This is a genomic window from Pelagibius sp., from assembly GCF_028289705.1.
Lineage (GTDB): Bacteria > Pseudomonadota > Alphaproteobacteria > Kiloniellales > Kiloniellaceae > Pelagibius.
In genome coordinates this window covers 1-15,116 of sequence record NZ_JANQOI010000046.1, presented here as the reverse complement: position 1 = coordinate 15,116, position 15,116 = coordinate 1, and the positions used below count along the sequence as shown (strand labels likewise).

Sequence of the window (15,116 nt, the reverse complement as noted above, 5' to 3'; positions counted from 1 at the left end):
CTTTGCGGCCAAACAACTCAGCGCGCGACGAACGGCGCATAGCCGGGCAGTTCGGCCACACGGTTCAGCCACGCACGAACGCCGGGAAACCCGGCAAGATCAAAGCCGCCCTGATCGGCCACATGGGTGTAGGCGTACAGGGAGATATCCGCGATGGAGGGCCTTGACCCGGCAATCCAATCGCATGCCCCCAGTGCCTGTTCCATGACGCCGAGCGCCGCATAGCCGGCCTGCTCCCGCGCCGGCCACTGCGGTTCGTTCTGCGGCGTCTTATCGGTGTGACGGGTCCAATAGCGCAACACGGCGATGTAGGGCTCGTGACTGTACTGCTCGAAGAACATCCATTGCAGCGCCCGGGCGCGCCCAAGACGGTCGTCCGGCAGATAGGCCGTGCCCTCGGCAAGATAGAAGAGGATCGCGTTGGATTCCGGCAGATGGGTGCCATCGTCCAATTCCAGCAGGGGAATGCGCCCGTTGGGATTCAGCTTCAAAAAGGCGTCCCTACGGGTCTCTCCGCCGATGGCATCCACCTCGACGAGATCGTAAGGAGTAGCCAGAAGACTCAGCAATAACCGTACCTTGTATCCGTTTCCTGAGTCCGGATCGTCGTAGAGCTTCACGTCGAGCCTCTTCCCGTGCCGGTGACGTCTTCGTTCATTCCCCGGCGGTCTGCAGCATCCGAGCAATTGGATCGTCCGGCCCGCGGCGCAGGGCATAGTCCAGCGCGCTGCGGCCCCCATTGATCGCGGAGGCCGCTGCGGGCGCCGTGGCGCAACAGCAGCGCCGCCAGGTCTTCATGGCCCTTGAAGGCGGCGAGGATCAGCGGCGTCACCCCTTCGCCGTCCACCCAGTCCACGTCGGCGCCGGCCTCGATCAGCCGCCGGGCGAAGGCGAGGCGCCCGTCGCGGGCGGCATAGATCAGCGCGGTGTTGCGCTGGGCGTCGTGGCAGTTCGGGTCCGCCCCCGCGTTCAGCAGCAGCTCAAGCTTCGCACCGTCGCCGTCCAGCGTTGCCGCGATCAGCGGCCCGCCGGCCCTGGCCGGCCAGGGCAGCGCAGCCAGCACCATCAGCAGCAGCGCTAGAGCGGCAGGTTGTCGTGCTTTTTCCAGGGGTTCTCCAGTTGCTTGTCGCGCAGCATGGCCAGCGCCCGGCAGAGCCGCCGCCGGGTGCCGTGGGGCATGATCACGTCGTCGATGAAGCCGCGGGAGGCGGCGACGAAGGGATTGGCGAACTTTGTCCGGTACTCCTCGGTGCGCGCGGCGATCTTGTTCTCGTCGCCGATGTCGCCGCGGAAGATGATCTCCACCGCGCCCTTCGGGCCCATGACGGCGATCTCCGCCGTCGGCCAGGCGTAGTTCACATCGCCGCGCAGGTGCTTGGAGGCCATGACGACGTAGGCCCCGCCATAGGACTTGCGGGTGATCACCGTCACCTTGGGCACGGTGGCCTCGGCATAGGCGAAGAGCAGCTTGGCACCGTGCTTGATGATGCCGCTGAACTCCTGCGACGTTCCCGGCATGAAACCCGGCACGTCGACGAAGGTGACGATGGGGATGTTGAAGCAATCGCAGAAGCGCACGAAGCGCGCCGCCTTGATGGAGGAGGCGATGTCCAGGCAGCCGGCCAGCACCATGGGCTGGTTGGCGACGAAGCCCACCGTATGTCCCTCCAGACGGCCGAAGCCGGTGATGATGTTGCCGGCGTAGCTGGGCTGCAGCTCGAAGAACTCGCCCTCGTCGACGACCTTCTCGATCAGTTCCTTCATATCGTAGGGCTTGGTGGGGTCGCCGGGCACCAGGCTGTCGAGGGAGGGTTCTTCGCGGTCGGCGGAATCGCCGCTCGGGCGCCAGGGCGGCGCCTCGCGGTTGGAGGCGGGCAGGAAATCGGCGAAGCGCCGCAGTTCCAGGAGCGCCTCGATATCGTTCTCGAAGGCGAGATCGGCCACACCGGACTTGGTGGTGTGGGTGGTGGCGCCGCCCAGGGCCTCGGCCGAGACCTCCTCGTGGGTCACCGTCTTCACCACGTCGGGGCCGGTGACGAACATGTAGGAGCTGTCCTTCACCATGAAGATGAAGTCGGTCATGGCCGGGGAATAGACGGCACCACCGGCGCAGGGCCCCATGATCATGGAGATCTGCGGCACCACGCCGGAGGCCAGCACATTGCGCTGGAAGACCTCGGCATAGCCGGCCAGCGAAGCGACGCCCTCCTGAATGCGCGCGCCGCCGGAGTCATTGAGCCCGATGACCGGCGCCCCGACCTGCAGGGCCTTGTCCATGATCTTGCAGATCTTCTCCGCATGGGCTTCCGACAGCGAGCCACCGAAAACGGTGAAGTCCTGGCAGAAGACGAAGACCAGCCGGCCGTTGATGGTGCCGTGCCCTGTCACCACGCCGTCGCCGGCGACCTTCTGGTCCTCCATGCCGAAATCGCCGCAGCGATGCTCGACGAACATGTCCCATTCCTCGAAGGAGCCTTCGTCGAGGAGGATCTGTAGCCGTTCACGGGCCGTCAGCTTGCCTTTGCTGTGCTGGGCGTCGATGCGCCGCTGACCGCCGCCGATCGCCGCCTGGTCCCGCTTTGCCTGAAGCTGCCTGATGATGTCCTGCATGTCCGCTGCTCTCCCCCCGGCCGCACCCGGCCCCGGGTGTCATCGATCCGGGCCCGAACGAATGATCTCACGACAGCAGATAGCATGAGCGACGGGCCCAGCACCAGCCGCCACACCTGAGCCCGCAGACGCCGGATTTCGGCGCTTCTCCCCTAATCAGCGCGACTAGCATTAGGACAACGTTAACAACGTTTGTTTAGAACCGCATCAAGCCCTTGCCAGGGCCACTGAAACCCAGTGATCACAGGATCTGCCATGTCCCAGCACGCCAGCGCCGCGCCCGGAACCTCCCCGCAGGGTCAAGAGCCCCAGGACGTCGAGGGTGGCATTGCTGAGCAGATCGAGGCGCTGCGCCACGAGGTGGGCAATGTCTCGAACATGGCCGGCGAAATCGAGGCCATTGCCAAGCAGACCAACCTTCTGGCCCTGAACGCCACCATCGAGGCGGCGCGGGCCGGAGAAGCCGGCAAGGGCTTCGCGGTGGTCGCCGGCGAGGTCAAGCAATTGGCCGGTCAGACCAGCAAGGCGACCAGCCAGATCGGCGAGATCGTCGAAAGCCTGACCCACCGGCTGAACGAGCTCTCGACACTGGTGGACCAGGCCCAGCACACGCCGGCTGCGGCCCGGCCCGCCGCAGAGCCGGAACCGGCACAAGCCCCGGCTCCCTGCCCGCCTGCCAAAGCCAGCCCAGCGCCGGTCGCAGCCGCCGCGGAACCGCCCGCAGCCCCTGCGGCGGAGAGTCCGCTGTCGGCCCGGGAAATCGAGCTCGTGCAGGAGTCTTTCGCTGTCGTCGAGACAATCGCCGAACAGGCGGCGGCCCTGTTCTACGACCGGCTGTTCGAAATCGACCCCAGCACCAAACCTCTGTTCAAGGGCAACATGGTGGCCCAGGGCCGCAAGCTGATGGCGGTGCTGAAGACCGCCGTTGTCGGTCTCAACAATCTCGAGAAGCTCGTTCCGGCGATCAAGGTCCTGGGGCAGCGCCACCATGCCTATGGCGTCGAGCTGAAGCACTACGAGAGTGTCGGCAATGCGCTGCTTTGGACCCTGAAGCAGGGCCTCCAGGAAGCCCTGACCCCGGAGGTCGAGACCGCCTGGGCCAAGACCTATGGGGTTCTGGCGGAGGTCATGATGAAGGGCGCGCAGGAGCCGCCCCCGTCCCGCGAAATCTCCTAGCTGCTGTCAAAAACCAGCGCAAAGATAAGCCAAAGACAGCGCAGTCCCAGGAACGCCAGCCAAACGAAAGGCCAGCGCAGGCCCCTTCGCGGTTGTTCGGGGGTTGGATTGGTCTGCGCGTTCCCTGCGGCCGGCTGAACCATGACCGGCTGAATCATAAAATGAGCGCCCTGCCGGTCGGCGGCCAGCACACTGCCGTCATCGAACGCGGCGAATACCGTTCCGCCGAGGCTGGAGATCGTGGCGCTGGCGTCTGCCGCCGAGGCGACCGCGAAACACGGCATCCAATAGGAGAACTTACCCCTGATCTCCTTCGGCACCTCTTCGGCTCGTGCAACCAAGGCTCCATCCCTGTGACGGATATCGAAGACAGGCCATGGATCGCGGCGGACCTCTTCGAAACGCCAGCCGAAGAGGTCCCCATAGAAGGCTTCGATGAGCCCGATATCCCGCGAGTGATGATAGATGCGCGCAACCGCGCCCAGGCGGTCTTCCGCGCGCTCGATCACGGGCCCTTCGTAGAGGGTGAACCCTGCGCCGGACGGATCGCGGACCAGCGCGATGCGCGCCGTATCGTCGAACCTGTGAGGCCCGATCTCAACGATCGCTCCCTGGTGTTCCTTTGCAGCCTCGACCGTCCGCTCCAGGTTCTGAACCCGGATGTAGGACATCCAGAACGAGGGCATCTTGATGTCGATGAAGCGCTGCGGCATGGGGAAGACCGCCACGCTTTGCGAGCCACCGGCGGAGGCGAAATCGTAGCTCTCATCGCCGGCAAAGGACCAGCCGAACAGCGCCGCGTAGTCTTGCCGGGCCGTGTCCATGTCGAAGGTCGACAAGTCGTTCCAGATGAACCGCTCATAGGCCATGTCAATCTGCGTAACACAGCCGGAAGCCCGGCACTACACGAGCCCAATCGCCTCATCCCGCTCTAATTACTTGTTGCGTTCTGGCGGATCAGCGCCAGAAAGCGCTCGGCGGTCAGCATCTCCAGGCGCAGGGCCTCGCGCCGGGCGGCGGCCTCGGCATCCCCGCCCCAGCGTTCGGCCTGATAGTCTTCGTCGAGCTGCGCGACGCGGTGCGCCTCGGCCCCGCCGAGCCGGCCCAGGGACAGGGCGAGCCCGATCACCAGGGAGCCGGAGACCTGCACCGCCGCCGATAGCCCCGTCAGTTCGAGGGCATCGTGGTTCTCAACCGCCCGCTGCAGCGCCTCCAGGCTCTCCGGCGGCTGGTCCTGGGAGATCACCCCGCAGGTCTTGCGCAGCGGCGCCGAGAGGCTCTCCGCCGCCCAGTCGAGCAGCGGCTGCCAGGCCTGCTGTTGCCGGCGCAGCAGTTCCTCCTCGCCATCGGCCCAATAGCAGAGCAGATCGTGGCCGCCGTAGCCCGCCAGGTCGTCGACGATCTTGCGGCGCTGGGGTGCGACGATGTCGATGGCCGTACAGGTCAGGTTGTTCAGCGCCATGCCCGCCACCTGAACCGTTTCGTCCTGGGCCTGCCATTCCGCGGCGATGGCCTCTGCCAGAGCCTGGGACGGCACGACCAGGGGTGCCTTCGCCGGGGTTCGCACGGCGCGCCCGTCGAGCAGGATGGCAAAGCCCTCCGCCACCGGCCCGGCCGTGGCCGCCTTGTAGAACCGCTTGATGTCTTGCATGAACGACGCTGCGCGATCAGTTGCCGAACAGGCTCTTCAGGCCCTTCTCGATCCCACGGCCGAGTTCCTTGGCCGCTTCGCCCACGTCGTCGGCTACGCCCTCGGACGTCGACTTTTCGGGTGCCGGTTGCCCCATGTCGCCGCCCGCCGGCTTCACCTCGGAGGACTCCGGCTGTGCCTGCGCCTGGCCGATTGCGGCCATGGCCTCGCCGCAAAGGCTCTGATCGCTGCCGATCTTGCCGATGATCGGGCCGGTCCCCACCAGGCTGCCCAGGGTGTCGACCGCCCCGGCGACGATATTGCCGCCGGTCTCCGCCACGGTGCCGACGGTCCCCACGACGTTGCCCGCCGCCCCGATGGGATCGGGCAGGATACTGGGATCGTCCATCGGACCGATCACCTTGAAGGGCACCGCAAGGCTGGCAAGGCTGGGCTGGCTGGTCTCGGTATCGAAGGCCAGGCTGACCCGTTCGGCCTCGAGATCCAGGCCGCCGCGGCCGGCAATGGCAAAGGTGCCACTGTCCAACACGAGGGCCCGGCTCGTCGCCTGGCCGTCGGCGATATCGAAATGCCCGATGATGCAGTTCAGTTCGGCATTGTCGGCGGAGCCGAACAACGGCCCAGTGATGTCGCCGAGCCCGGCGCTGAAGAAGCGAAGCAGCGCGTTGTCAATGGTGCCGTCCTGCGAGATGGCCTGGACATGTCCGTCCAGGCTCGACGCCAGGGCATGGAGGCTGTCGCCCTGACCGGCCAGGGCAATATCCAACGCCAGTTCGCCACCGACCTGATCGCTGATTTCCGCCTCCTGGAGCAAGCGGCTGAAATCTATGCCGTCGCCCTTCAGCGCAAGGCGCAGCGCCGGCGGGGTCTGAGCGCCGTCGACACGGGCGGTCCCGGCCAGCGTGCCGCCGGCCAGCAGGCCTTGCAGCGGGTCCACTCTCAATCGGGCGTCCTTCAGTTCGGCCGTGAGCTTGACGTCGTTCAGGACCATGCGGCGGGACACGCGCAGTTGGCCACTGCTGAGGTTCAGCTTGGCATCGAGGAGCGCCAGTTCGCCGAACGGCAGGGGCTCGGCCGAGAAGATGCGGCCCCCCGTCGCCGGCGCCGCCTGGTCCCCCTGCTGCGCCTGCACCTTGTCACCGGCATCGTTCTGCGCCGGCGCGGCCTCTGTGAACTCTGTCAGATCCAGGGACTCGGAAACCAGATCCGCCGTCACCATCGGGCGTGCGCCACCGAGGTCGAGGCTGCCCTCCCCGGCCAGATCGCTGTTGCCGAGGCGGAGAGCGAGCTTGGAAAACTCAATCAGTTGCCCCTTAACGTCGAAGTCGCCCGAGACCTCGTATGGCCCCAGATCAGGCAGTTCGGTGCCGGCCACCGGCGCCAGGGCCGCCAGGCTCTCGCCCCGGGCCGCCACCTGCAGCTTGGCGGAGCCGGCACCGACCAAATCGCCGGCGGCCCCCTTCACCGTCGCCTGGGCGCCCGCCGCCTCCACCGTGAGATCGAGGGGGCTGACCGCGCCAGAGAGGATCTCCCGCAGGTTGCCGAAGGTCCCCTCCACCCGGAAGGGGATGTCGTTGTAGCGGCCGAGCAGGGTGAGGCTGCGCGCGCCGCCGCCGTCCGGGACCAGCCCGCTGGCTTCCGAAAGGTCGAGGCGTATGGCGTCCTCGCCCTCCGGCCCTCTGACGGTCAGGCGGCCACCGCGCACGGCGAAGGTATGGACGTCGGGCAGGACCACGTCCCCGCTCTCCGCTTCCGCCGCCTCGCCCTCTGCACCGGCACCGCTGTCCGCCGTGCCGAACTCCCAGTTGCCGCCGCCCTCGGCGTTGGTCTCCAGCAGGATGTCCGGTTCGACCAGCACAAGCTGGTTGACCACGATGTCGCCGGTCAGCAAAGGCAGGAAGTCGACCTCCACCTCCAACTGGCGCACGGTGACCATATCGGCGCGGCTGCCCCAGGGCGTGTTGGCGAAGCGAAGATCCCGCAGGTCCACCGAGGGACTTGGCAGCACGTTCAGGTCCACCGGCCCGGCGATCACCAGGTCCCGGCCGGTGGCCTCCTTGACTTGCGCCTGGATCACCGCCGTCAGGTCGTCCAGGTCCAGCGATGCCAGGATCGCGTAGCCGGTCACGGCCAGGCCGGCGACGACGGCGCCAGTCCAGTAGAAAATGCGCCTGAGCTTCATCGCTGCACCTCGCCGAATCCCGCCAGCGCCGGCTCCAGGTCGGGAAAGCGATCGATAACCAGGCCGGCGCCCGCGGCATAGAGCTGCTGGCGGTCATGATAGCCCCAATCGACCCCGATCGCATCACAGCCCGCGTTGCGGGCCATCTGCACATCGAAGGCGGTATCCCCGATCACCACGGTTTCCCCCGGGGCGGCGCCGACTTCGGCCATCGCCTCCTGCAGGATCTGCGGATGCGGCTTGCTGGGTCCGTCGTCGGCGGTCTTCAGGTTGACAAAGAGCTGCTCCAGGCCGTGGCGCCGCAGCACACGCAGCAGACCGTTGCGGCCCTTGCCCGTGGCGATCCCCAGGCAGACCTCCGGCTGGTTGAGGGCAACCAGCGCCTCTCGCGCACCCTCGAACAGCGGCTCCTCATGGTCCGGCTGGCTGAGGCGTTCGTTGAAGAACACGCGATAGTGGTCGGCGACCCGCCCGGCCCTGGCCTCGTCCGCTTCGGGAAGCAAGGCGTTGACCGCCACCTCCAGTTTTAATCCGATGATGCCGCGAACAGCCTTCGCATCGGGCGCCGCAAGCCCGTCGGCTGCAAAGGCTCGGCCCATGCAGTAGACGATGGTGTGCTGGCTGTCGACCAGGGTTCCGTCCAGGTCGAAAACGATGAAGCGGTGGCGAAAAGTTCGTTTGTTCATTGCACGTTGTCTCTATCACGCGGGGGCCGCATGCTTAAGGCGATTCGTGTGGATTCACCGAAGCTTTCTTAATCGCAGGCGATCCCCGGACGGGAGGAAGAGTCGCAGCGCCCATGACCGGACCAACTGTCTCCCGCGGGGTCAGGCGGCCCCGCCCTCTCCTCTGCCTCCTGGGCTTTCTGGCGCTGGGGCTTGGCGCCTGTGACCAGGGGCCCGCCACCAACACCCGCTTCATGCATCCCAGCGGCGCCCGGGACTTTCTGGTGGCGGCAACGCGGAACCAGGGTCCGCTCCATCTCGAGGCCAGGGGCGCTGCCTTCCCCGGAGTAGCGACGGCGGAGCTTCCCCTTGTCCCGGTGATCGAGAAGGCGGTTCAGTCGCGGATCCTGAGGCTCACCCAGGCTGCGGCTACGGCGGAAGACCCGCGTTTCAGGCTGCTCCTGCTGTTCAACGCGCCCAGCTTAACGGAAGTGCTGGCCCTTTGCCGCGGTGCCCCCGACGGCGGCCCGGCACGCAGCGATGGCCGAGTGGAGCTGCTGGCCGCCTTCTGCAACGGCGAGCAGTTGGTTTCCGCCGTTCACGGTTGGGTCGAGGAGGCTGAGTCACCCCAGGGAAAGCGCTTCGAGCAGCTCATCCGCCAGACCGCCCGGGACCTCTTCAGGGACCGTCGGCGCGACGAGTGACCCGCCCGGAGCAGCCGCCGCGGCGCGGCCCCGGAGTCGCTGCCTGTCTGTCAGAAATCAATCATCAATGAGGCGGGCCCGCCTCAATCCCATGGCGAGATGGTGACCCGCTCATAAGCGCTGCTCAGCGCGGAAGCGCGGCAAAAGTGGGGCGGAATCCGCTGACCCTCAAAAGTGTCACAGGCTTATCCACAGGAATAAGCCATTGAAAATCCATGACTCTTCCTGGGTATGCCGCATTCTTGACATAATTGTCAAGTTATTAACAAACTATTAATAAAGTAAAAATGCCATTCTTTTGACTACAGTCGTGTCATTCTTTAGTTTTGATTAATGTCATTTTTGGCTGTTAACAGTTTTGAAGGAGAATTAATAAATAATCGTGCCTATACCTTGGTCAATGGGATGACCAATCGGAGGGACAGGCATGATTTCCAACTTCTTCAACGGCAAGTCTGTAGCGCTTCTTGTCGCCACTGCCGCGGCCATTGCGATTGCTTCGCCGGCTACTGCGGGCGACTGGTCCGAAGCTATGGCGCGTCATGAAGCAGCGGCCGCGAAGACCAAGTATCAGCCTGACCCCGGATCGGAATGGAGCTTCTCTCTGGAAACCGTGATGAGCGATATGGAGTGGCGCAAGAAGACGGCCGCCACCCTGCGCAACCAGAAGCGCCCCACCGTCACGCTCCAGACCCAACGCCACCGCCAGCTTGTGCGGCAATCGAACCAACGACGCCTTTCCGCCTTCTGATCGGCGCGCGCCAAGAACCCCCTGGGCCTATGACCGTCGAGCCCGGCGGGACGCCCGCGGCGGCGAATGGCTGAGCCCCTCGGCATAGGCCGTTAACGCGTCCAGCGCCGCCTCGCCCTTCTTCACATCCAGTCCCAGCCGTTCCCAGCTTTCCGCCATGTGCGGCGGCAGAGGCGCCGTCACCCTCAGGGTGGTTCCGTCCTCGGGATGCGGAAGGGTGATTTCCCGCGCCAGCAGGTGCAGCGTCTTGGGCAGGTCGCCGCGCGCCGGAAAAGCGTCCCGGCCGCCATACTTACCGTCGCCGACGATGGGGCAGCCCAAGGCCGCGCAGTGCACGCGCAGTTGGTGGGTGCGCCCCGTGAGGGGCATCAGCACCAGCCAGGCGAGATCGCCTTTGACCGTCTCGACGAGCCGATAGATCGTCTGGGCCGGCTTGCCCTGGTCGCCGGCGGGCACCACCGCCTCGCCGCGGGGCCCTGTCTGTTTGGCGAGGTGCAGATCGATCAGGCCCCGCGTCTCCTGCGGGACGCCGTTGACCAGGGCCCAGTAGACCTTTTGCGTCGCCTTGCTGCGAAAGGCCGCGGTCAGCGCCCGGGCACCGGCGGCGCTGCGCGCCAGCAGCAGGACGCCCGCCGTGTCCTTGTCCAGACGGTGCACCAGCCTGGGCCGCTCGTCACTGCCGAACCTCAGGGCGTCGAGCATGCCGTCGAGATGCCGGGTCTGCCCGCTGCCGCCCTGCACGGCGAGGCCGGCGGGTTTGTTCAGGGCGATGACGCTGACGTCCCGATAGAGGACCTGGGCCCGCAGATCGGCGGTTTGCCTGGCGGAGAGCCGCTGGGCCCTGGGCTTATCGTCGGTCCCACGGGCGCCTTCGTCCGCCGGCAGCGGCGGCACCCGGACCACCTGACCGGCTTCGATGCGGTTGGCGGCCTTGGCGCGCTTGCCGTCGACCCGGACCTCCCCCTTGCGCAGCAGCTTTTCCAGGCGCCCATGAGTAACCTGGGGAAAGCGCTGCCGGAACCAGCGGTCCAGGCGTTGGCCCGCCTCCGCGGCTTCTATGGTGATCTGCTGGACGCCGCTCACGTTACGGCGATCCGGACCAGCGCGAGGCCGGCCACGAAACCGGCGATGGAGAGGACCACGGAGCCGGCCACGTAGCCGGCGGCCTGGGCGAAGGCGCCGCGCTCGTAAAGCAGAACGGCCTCCATGGAAAAGGTCGAGAAGGTGGTGAAGGCGCCGAGGAAGCCCACCGTCAGCAGGGCCCGCAGCTCGGGCGGCGGCGACCAGGCCGCGGCCATCAGCTCGACCAGGAGCCCCATGACGAAGGACCCCGCGACGTTGGCGAAGAGGGTCCCGAGGGGGAAGCCGCCGATCCAGGGACCGAACCAGGCAGCGACCTGCGTGATGACGAAGTGGCGTCCGAGCGCGCCCAGGGCCCCGCCCAGCGCGATACTCGCCAAGACCTGAACCTGCATGCAGCCCGCCTTTCCTGCCCTGAAAGCCGCCCCCTGCCACTCAGGCAGCGCGGTCTCTAGCTATCAAACAGCAGGGTGAGGCGCAAATGCGCTCGGGATCTCTCTGGTCCCTCAGGCGGCCGCCGAACGGGTCCCGCCGTTGCCGAGCCAGGCGAGGCAGTTGGCGCTGTCCATGAGATAGACGCCGATGCGGCCCAGTTCGCGCACCGAGTCCTCGGTCGCATTGCAGAGTGCGTCCGGCACCAGGATGATCCGGAAGTCCCGCGCCGATGCCTCGTAGACCGAGGCGCGGCCGCCGGTCGCAAAGCTGAAGCCGCAAATCACCAGGGTGGTCACTTCCAGCGCCCGCAGCCGCTCTTCCAGCGAGGTTTCGTGAAAGGCGCCCCAACGCGGGCGGTAGTGCACGAACTCGTTGCGCGCAATCTCCTGAAATTCGCCGGAAAAGAGCTGTTCCGGATCCAGGCGGACCCCCGGGCTCGGGTTTAGCTCGTCGATCAGTTCGGCGCCGAGGGTGCCCGGCATGAGAATGCGCATTCCCTCTTCCACCGCCTGCCGGCGGCAGGCATCGACGTTGGACCCGTCGGCCTTGTAGAGCCGAACCGAATGAAAGATCGGGGCGCCGCGGCTGCGAAAGGCCTCGACCAAGCGTCGCATGTTGGGCAGCGCCGAGCGGCTGCCTGAAGCCCGGAGCGGCGAACCCGGGGTCACGAAATCGCGTTGAGCAGAAACGCAGAGGAGAGCTGCCTTGCCTCTCTCAGGCACGCAGTAATTGGCCATGTATCGCCCCTATGACCCCAGTATGTTTGGTTGATCTCACCGCCGGCCCCCCAATCGGCCGGCCCGAATGTCGCGGTGACAAAGTAAGATCTTCGCGCTGCCAAGCAACCGGTAAGGCGGAATAGCTGCCTCGCGTTACACGCAAAGCTCACGGCCGACCCAGGCCTGGGCGGGCCCTAGGGACGATTCCGCAGTTTTGACCAGTATTCGAGGCGTTTGCGGATCTCCCGCTCGAAGCCGCGCTCGACCGGGTTGTAGAAAGATTGCCGCCCCAGGCCCTCCGGAAAGTAGTCCTGGCCCGAGAAGGCCTCCGGCGTGTCGTGGTCGTAGCTGTAGCCCTTGCCGTAGCCCAGATCGCGCATCAGCCCGGTCGGGGCGTTGAGGATATGGGCCGGCGGCGCCAGGGAGCCGCTTTCGGCGGCGCTTCGGCGGGCCGCCCCATAGGCCTTGTAGGCGGCGTTGGATTTCGGAGCCGTGGCCAGATAGATCACCGCCTGGGCCAGCGCCAGCTCGCCTTCCGGCGAGCCGATGCGCTCGAAGGCCTGCCAGGCGGCGATACTCTGGGTCAAGGCGTCCGGATCGGCCAGCCCCACGTCCTCCACCGCGAAGCGGACGATCCGCCGGGCGATATAGTGGGGGTCCTCGCCGCCGGCCAGCATGCGCGCAAACCAATACAGCGCAGCATCGCAATCCGAGCCGCGCAGCGACTTGTGGAGGGCCGAGATCAGGTTGTAGTGGCTCTCCTGGCCCTTGTCGTAGAGCGGCGCGCGCTTCTGCACCACGGCAGCCAGACCCGCCGAGTCCAGCGGCTCGACGGCGCCCAGCGAAAGAACCTCCTCGGCCAGGTTCAGGAGGTAGCGCCCATCGCCGTCGGCCATCGCCAGCAACGCCGCCCGGGCCTCCGCGGCAAGCGGCAGACTGCGGCCCTCCAGCGCCTCGGCCCGCGCCAGCAGCTCGCGAAGCGCCGGTTCCTCAAGGCGCTTGAGCACCAGAACCTGGCAGCGTGACAACAAGGCTGGGTTCAACTCGAAGGAGGGGTTCTCGGTGGTCGCGCCCACCAGGATCACGGTGCCGTCTTCCACATAGGGCAGGAAGCCGTCCTGCTGGGCGCGGTTGAAGCGATGGATCTCGTCTACGAACAGCAGGGTCCCGCGGCCCGCCAGGCGCCGCTGCTTGGCCCGTTCGAAGACCTTGCGCAGGTCGGCCACGCCGGAAAACACGGCCGAGAGTGGCTCGAATTCCAGGGTGGTCGCCTCGGCGAGAAGCCGGGCGATGGTGGTCTTGCCGCAGCCCGGTGGCCCCCAGAGCACCAAGGATGCCAGGCGCCCCGAGGCGACCATGCGGCCGAGCGGTGCCTCCGCGCCCAGGACATGGTCCTGGCCCACCACCTCATCCAGGCTCTGCGGGCGCAGCCGGTCCGCCAGCGGGCGCGGCGCCTGACTTTCGAACAATCCGGTCATCGTCGGTTGGGTCATCCTCCAAGCATAGCGTTTCTGGCCGATATGCGCCGCAGCATCAAGGCCGAGGCCAAACGGCCACGGGCGGCGCGGCAGTCCAGGCCCTGCGCATCTTCTTCTGGCGCCCGGCTCCACCTTGGGATTTCATGATCCATGAGGCGTCCCACCGCGTATCAGCAGTAGCGGAAAGATAAAGCGGGGCCATTGCATTCAACCGGTCTTCGCGGCGGCGCAGGGCGATAAGGGAGCGATATGAAGGTTGCGGTTGTTGGGTCGGGCATTGCCGGGCTCGGTGCGGCCTGGGCGCTGGACAGGCGCCATGAGGTTACGCTGTTTGAAGCCGAGTCACGCCTCGGCGGGCACGCCAACACCGTGGACGTCGTTCAGGGCGACAGGAGCCTCGCGGTCGACACAGGCTTTATCGTCTACAATGAATTGGCCTATCCCAACCTGACACGGCTGTTCGCCGCCCTGGATGTCGCCACGGAGCGCAGCGACATGTCGTTCTCCGTCTCCCTCGACAGTGGGCGGCTGGAGTACCGCGGCAACGCCACCGGGCTTTTCGTGCAGAAGCGCAACCTGCTGAGCCCGCGCTTCTGGTCGATGCTGCGGGACCTGCTGCGCTTCTACCGCGAGGCCCCCGGTGCCATGCGCGAAGCCGAAGCCGTGGATCTGAGCCTCGGTGAGTTGCTCGCCCAGGGCGGATATGGCGAGGCCTTCACCCGCGACCACCTGCTGCCCATGGGCTCGGCGATCTGGTCCGCCCCCATCGGCGAAATGCTGGCCTTTCCGGCTCAGTCCTTCATTCAGTTCTGTGAGAATCACGGGTTGCTTCTCTTGAAGGGGCGCCCGCAGTGGCGCACCGTCACCGGCGGCAGCCGTCGCTACGTCGAGCGCATCGGCCAAAGCCTCGATGGCCGGATCCGCCTGTCGAGCCCCGTCGTCGCTCTGCGCCGTGCCCCCGAAGGCGCCTACCTGCGCACCGCCGGCTGCGAGGAGGAACACTTCGACCAGGTGGTGCTTGCCTGCCATGCCGATCAGGCCCTGCGTATCCTCGGCGCCGATGCATCCGCGCGGGAAACCGCGGTGCTGGGCGCCTTCCGCTATGAAAAGAACATCGCCGTGTTGCATCAGGACAGAGCGCTGATGCCGCGCCGCCGCGGCGCCTGGGCAAGCTGGAACTACACCAGCGGCGATTTCGCCGCCCCGCCGGCGGCAGACGGCCACGACGGCCAGACTGTCTCGGTCACCTATTGGATGAACCGTCTGCAGAACATCGATCGGCGCCATCCGCTGTTCGTCACCTTGAACCCGCAGCGCGAACCGCGGGCGGATCTGATCCTGCGCAGTGTCCTCTACGATCATCCGCTGTTCGATGCCGAGGCCCTACGGGCGCAGAAGGCCCTGCCCGACATTCAGGGACAGGCGCGGACCTGGTTCTGTGGCGCCTACTGCGGCTACGGATTCCACGAGGACGGCCTGCAGGCCGGCCTGGGCGTCGCCGCGGCCCTGCGGTCGCCGGCCCCCTGGGCTCAGGAGGTGGTGCCGCGCAGTCCCGCAGCGACGGCGGTGGTTCCCGCCGCCGTCGCTGCGGGACTGCGCGGCACCACCTCCTGAGCCCAGGGGGCCGGCGACCGCAGGGCCGCGGCGCCGCCCAGGCCCGCCCGC

General features: G+C 66.7%; 15 protein-coding genes and 1 pseudogene. 5 read left to right on the top strand and 11 right to left on the bottom strand.

Annotated features, from left to right (window positions below):
- Nucleotides 1-17 precede the first annotated feature (17 nt).
- The 3 genes from Q0996_RS05805 to Q0996_RS05795 are packed head-to-tail and all read right to left on the bottom strand — an operon-like array spanning nucleotide 18 to nucleotide 2,610.
- A complete protein-coding gene (locus Q0996_RS05805) occupies nucleotides 18-620 on the bottom strand; it encodes a glutathione S-transferase family protein (protein WP_299616840.1) in 603 nt (200 codons plus the stop codon).
- Entirely contained in the window at nucleotides 617-1,066 is a 450-nt protein-coding gene (locus tag Q0996_RS05800) for an ankyrin repeat domain-containing protein (protein WP_299616838.1), read from the bottom strand. The genes Q0996_RS05805 and Q0996_RS05800 overlap by 4 nt, the downstream gene beginning before the upstream one ends.
- A gap of 11 nt (nucleotides 1,067-1,077) precedes the next feature.
- Nucleotides 1,078-2,610, bottom strand: a complete 1,533-nt coding sequence (locus tag Q0996_RS05795; RefSeq protein ID WP_299616836.1) for an acyl-CoA carboxylase subunit beta — start codon at nucleotides 2,608-2,610, stop codon at nucleotides 1,078-1,080.
- A gap of 330 nt (nucleotides 2,611-2,940) precedes the next feature.
- Here Q0996_RS05795 and Q0996_RS05790 point away from each other — a divergent pair.
- Nucleotides 2,941-3,216 (top strand): annotated as a pseudogene (locus Q0996_RS05790) (methyl-accepting chemotaxis protein); the annotation flags it as partial.
- Nucleotides 3,202-3,786 (top strand): globin family protein, encoded by a 585-nt coding sequence (locus Q0996_RS05785; protein WP_322096647.1) that lies wholly within the window; start codon nucleotides 3,202-3,204, stop codon nucleotides 3,784-3,786. The pseudogene Q0996_RS05790 and the gene Q0996_RS05785, both read left to right, overlap by 15 nt.
- On the opposite strand, the gene Q0996_RS05780 is transcribed toward Q0996_RS05785, so the two are convergent.
- From Q0996_RS05780 to Q0996_RS05765, 4 genes are all read right to left on the bottom strand, one after another.
- A complete protein-coding gene (locus Q0996_RS05780) occupies nucleotides 3,783-4,655 on the bottom strand; it encodes a VOC family protein (protein ID WP_299616834.1) in 873 nt (290 codons plus the stop codon). The two genes, Q0996_RS05785 and Q0996_RS05780, sit on opposite strands and share 4 nt — an antisense overlap.
- A 62-nt stretch (nucleotides 4,656-4,717) precedes the next feature.
- Complete coding sequence (locus Q0996_RS05775; RefSeq protein ID WP_299616832.1) at nucleotides 4,718-5,437, bottom strand: ATP12 family chaperone protein; 720 nt, start codon at nucleotides 5,435-5,437, stop codon at nucleotides 4,718-4,720.
- Nucleotides 5,438-5,453: 16 nt separating this feature from the next.
- Nucleotides 5,454-7,619, bottom strand: a complete 2,166-nt coding sequence (locus Q0996_RS05770; RefSeq protein WP_299616830.1) for an AsmA family protein — start codon at nucleotides 7,617-7,619, stop codon at nucleotides 5,454-5,456.
- The gene (locus Q0996_RS05765; RefSeq protein ID WP_299616828.1) at nucleotides 7,616-8,305 is read right to left on the bottom strand and encodes an HAD-IA family hydrolase; all 690 of its coding nucleotides are present in this window, start codon (nucleotides 8,303-8,305) and stop codon (nucleotides 7,616-7,618) included. Before Q0996_RS05765 ends, Q0996_RS05770 begins: the two co-directional genes overlap by 4 nt.
- Nucleotides 8,306-8,418: 113 nt before the next feature.
- On the opposite strand from Q0996_RS05765, the gene Q0996_RS05760 reads away from it, so the two are divergent.
- Both Q0996_RS05760 and Q0996_RS05755 read left to right on the top strand, forming a co-directional pair.
- Nucleotides 8,419-8,988 (top strand): hypothetical protein, encoded by a 570-nt coding sequence (locus Q0996_RS05760; protein WP_299616826.1) that lies wholly within the window; start codon nucleotides 8,419-8,421, stop codon nucleotides 8,986-8,988.
- A gap of 427 nt (nucleotides 8,989-9,415) precedes the next feature.
- Nucleotides 9,416-9,739: a hypothetical protein gene (locus Q0996_RS05755; protein ID WP_299616824.1), complete on the top strand. Its 324-nt coding sequence runs from the start codon at nucleotides 9,416-9,418 to the stop codon at nucleotides 9,737-9,739.
- 27 nt (nucleotides 9,740-9,766) lie between these two features.
- On the opposite strand, the gene Q0996_RS05750 is transcribed toward Q0996_RS05755, so the two are convergent.
- The 4 genes from Q0996_RS05750 to Q0996_RS05735 all read right to left on the bottom strand — a co-directional run bounded on the left by Q0996_RS05750 (nucleotide 9,767) and on the right by Q0996_RS05735 (nucleotide 13,451).
- Nucleotides 9,767-10,822 carry an RluA family pseudouridine synthase gene (locus tag Q0996_RS05750; RefSeq protein ID WP_299616821.1) on the bottom strand — a complete coding sequence of 352 codons (1,056 nt, stop codon included), beginning with the start codon at nucleotides 10,820-10,822 and terminating at the stop codon, nucleotides 9,767-9,769.
- Nucleotides 10,819-11,214 carry a fluoride efflux transporter CrcB gene (gene crcB / locus Q0996_RS05745; protein WP_299616819.1) on the bottom strand — a complete coding sequence of 132 codons (396 nt, stop codon included), beginning with the start codon at nucleotides 11,212-11,214 and terminating at the stop codon, nucleotides 10,819-10,821. The genes Q0996_RS05750 and crcB overlap by 4 nt, the downstream gene beginning before the upstream one ends.
- A 111-nt stretch (nucleotides 11,215-11,325) precedes the next feature.
- Nucleotides 11,326-11,991: an isochorismatase family cysteine hydrolase gene (locus tag Q0996_RS05740; RefSeq protein WP_299616818.1), complete on the bottom strand. Its 666-nt coding sequence runs from the start codon at nucleotides 11,989-11,991 to the stop codon at nucleotides 11,326-11,328.
- Between the two features lie 176 nt (nucleotides 11,992-12,167).
- Nucleotides 12,168-13,451, bottom strand: coding sequence for a replication-associated recombination protein A (locus tag Q0996_RS05735; RefSeq protein ID WP_299616816.1), 1,284 nt, complete (start codon nucleotides 13,449-13,451; stop codon nucleotides 12,168-12,170).
- Between the two features lie 249 nt (nucleotides 13,452-13,700).
- Between Q0996_RS05735 and Q0996_RS05730 the strand changes: the two genes are divergently transcribed.
- Nucleotides 13,701-15,065, top strand: coding sequence for an NAD(P)/FAD-dependent oxidoreductase (locus Q0996_RS05730; RefSeq protein ID WP_299616814.1), 1,365 nt, complete (start codon nucleotides 13,701-13,703; stop codon nucleotides 15,063-15,065).
- Nucleotides 15,066-15,116: the final 51 nt, after the last annotated feature.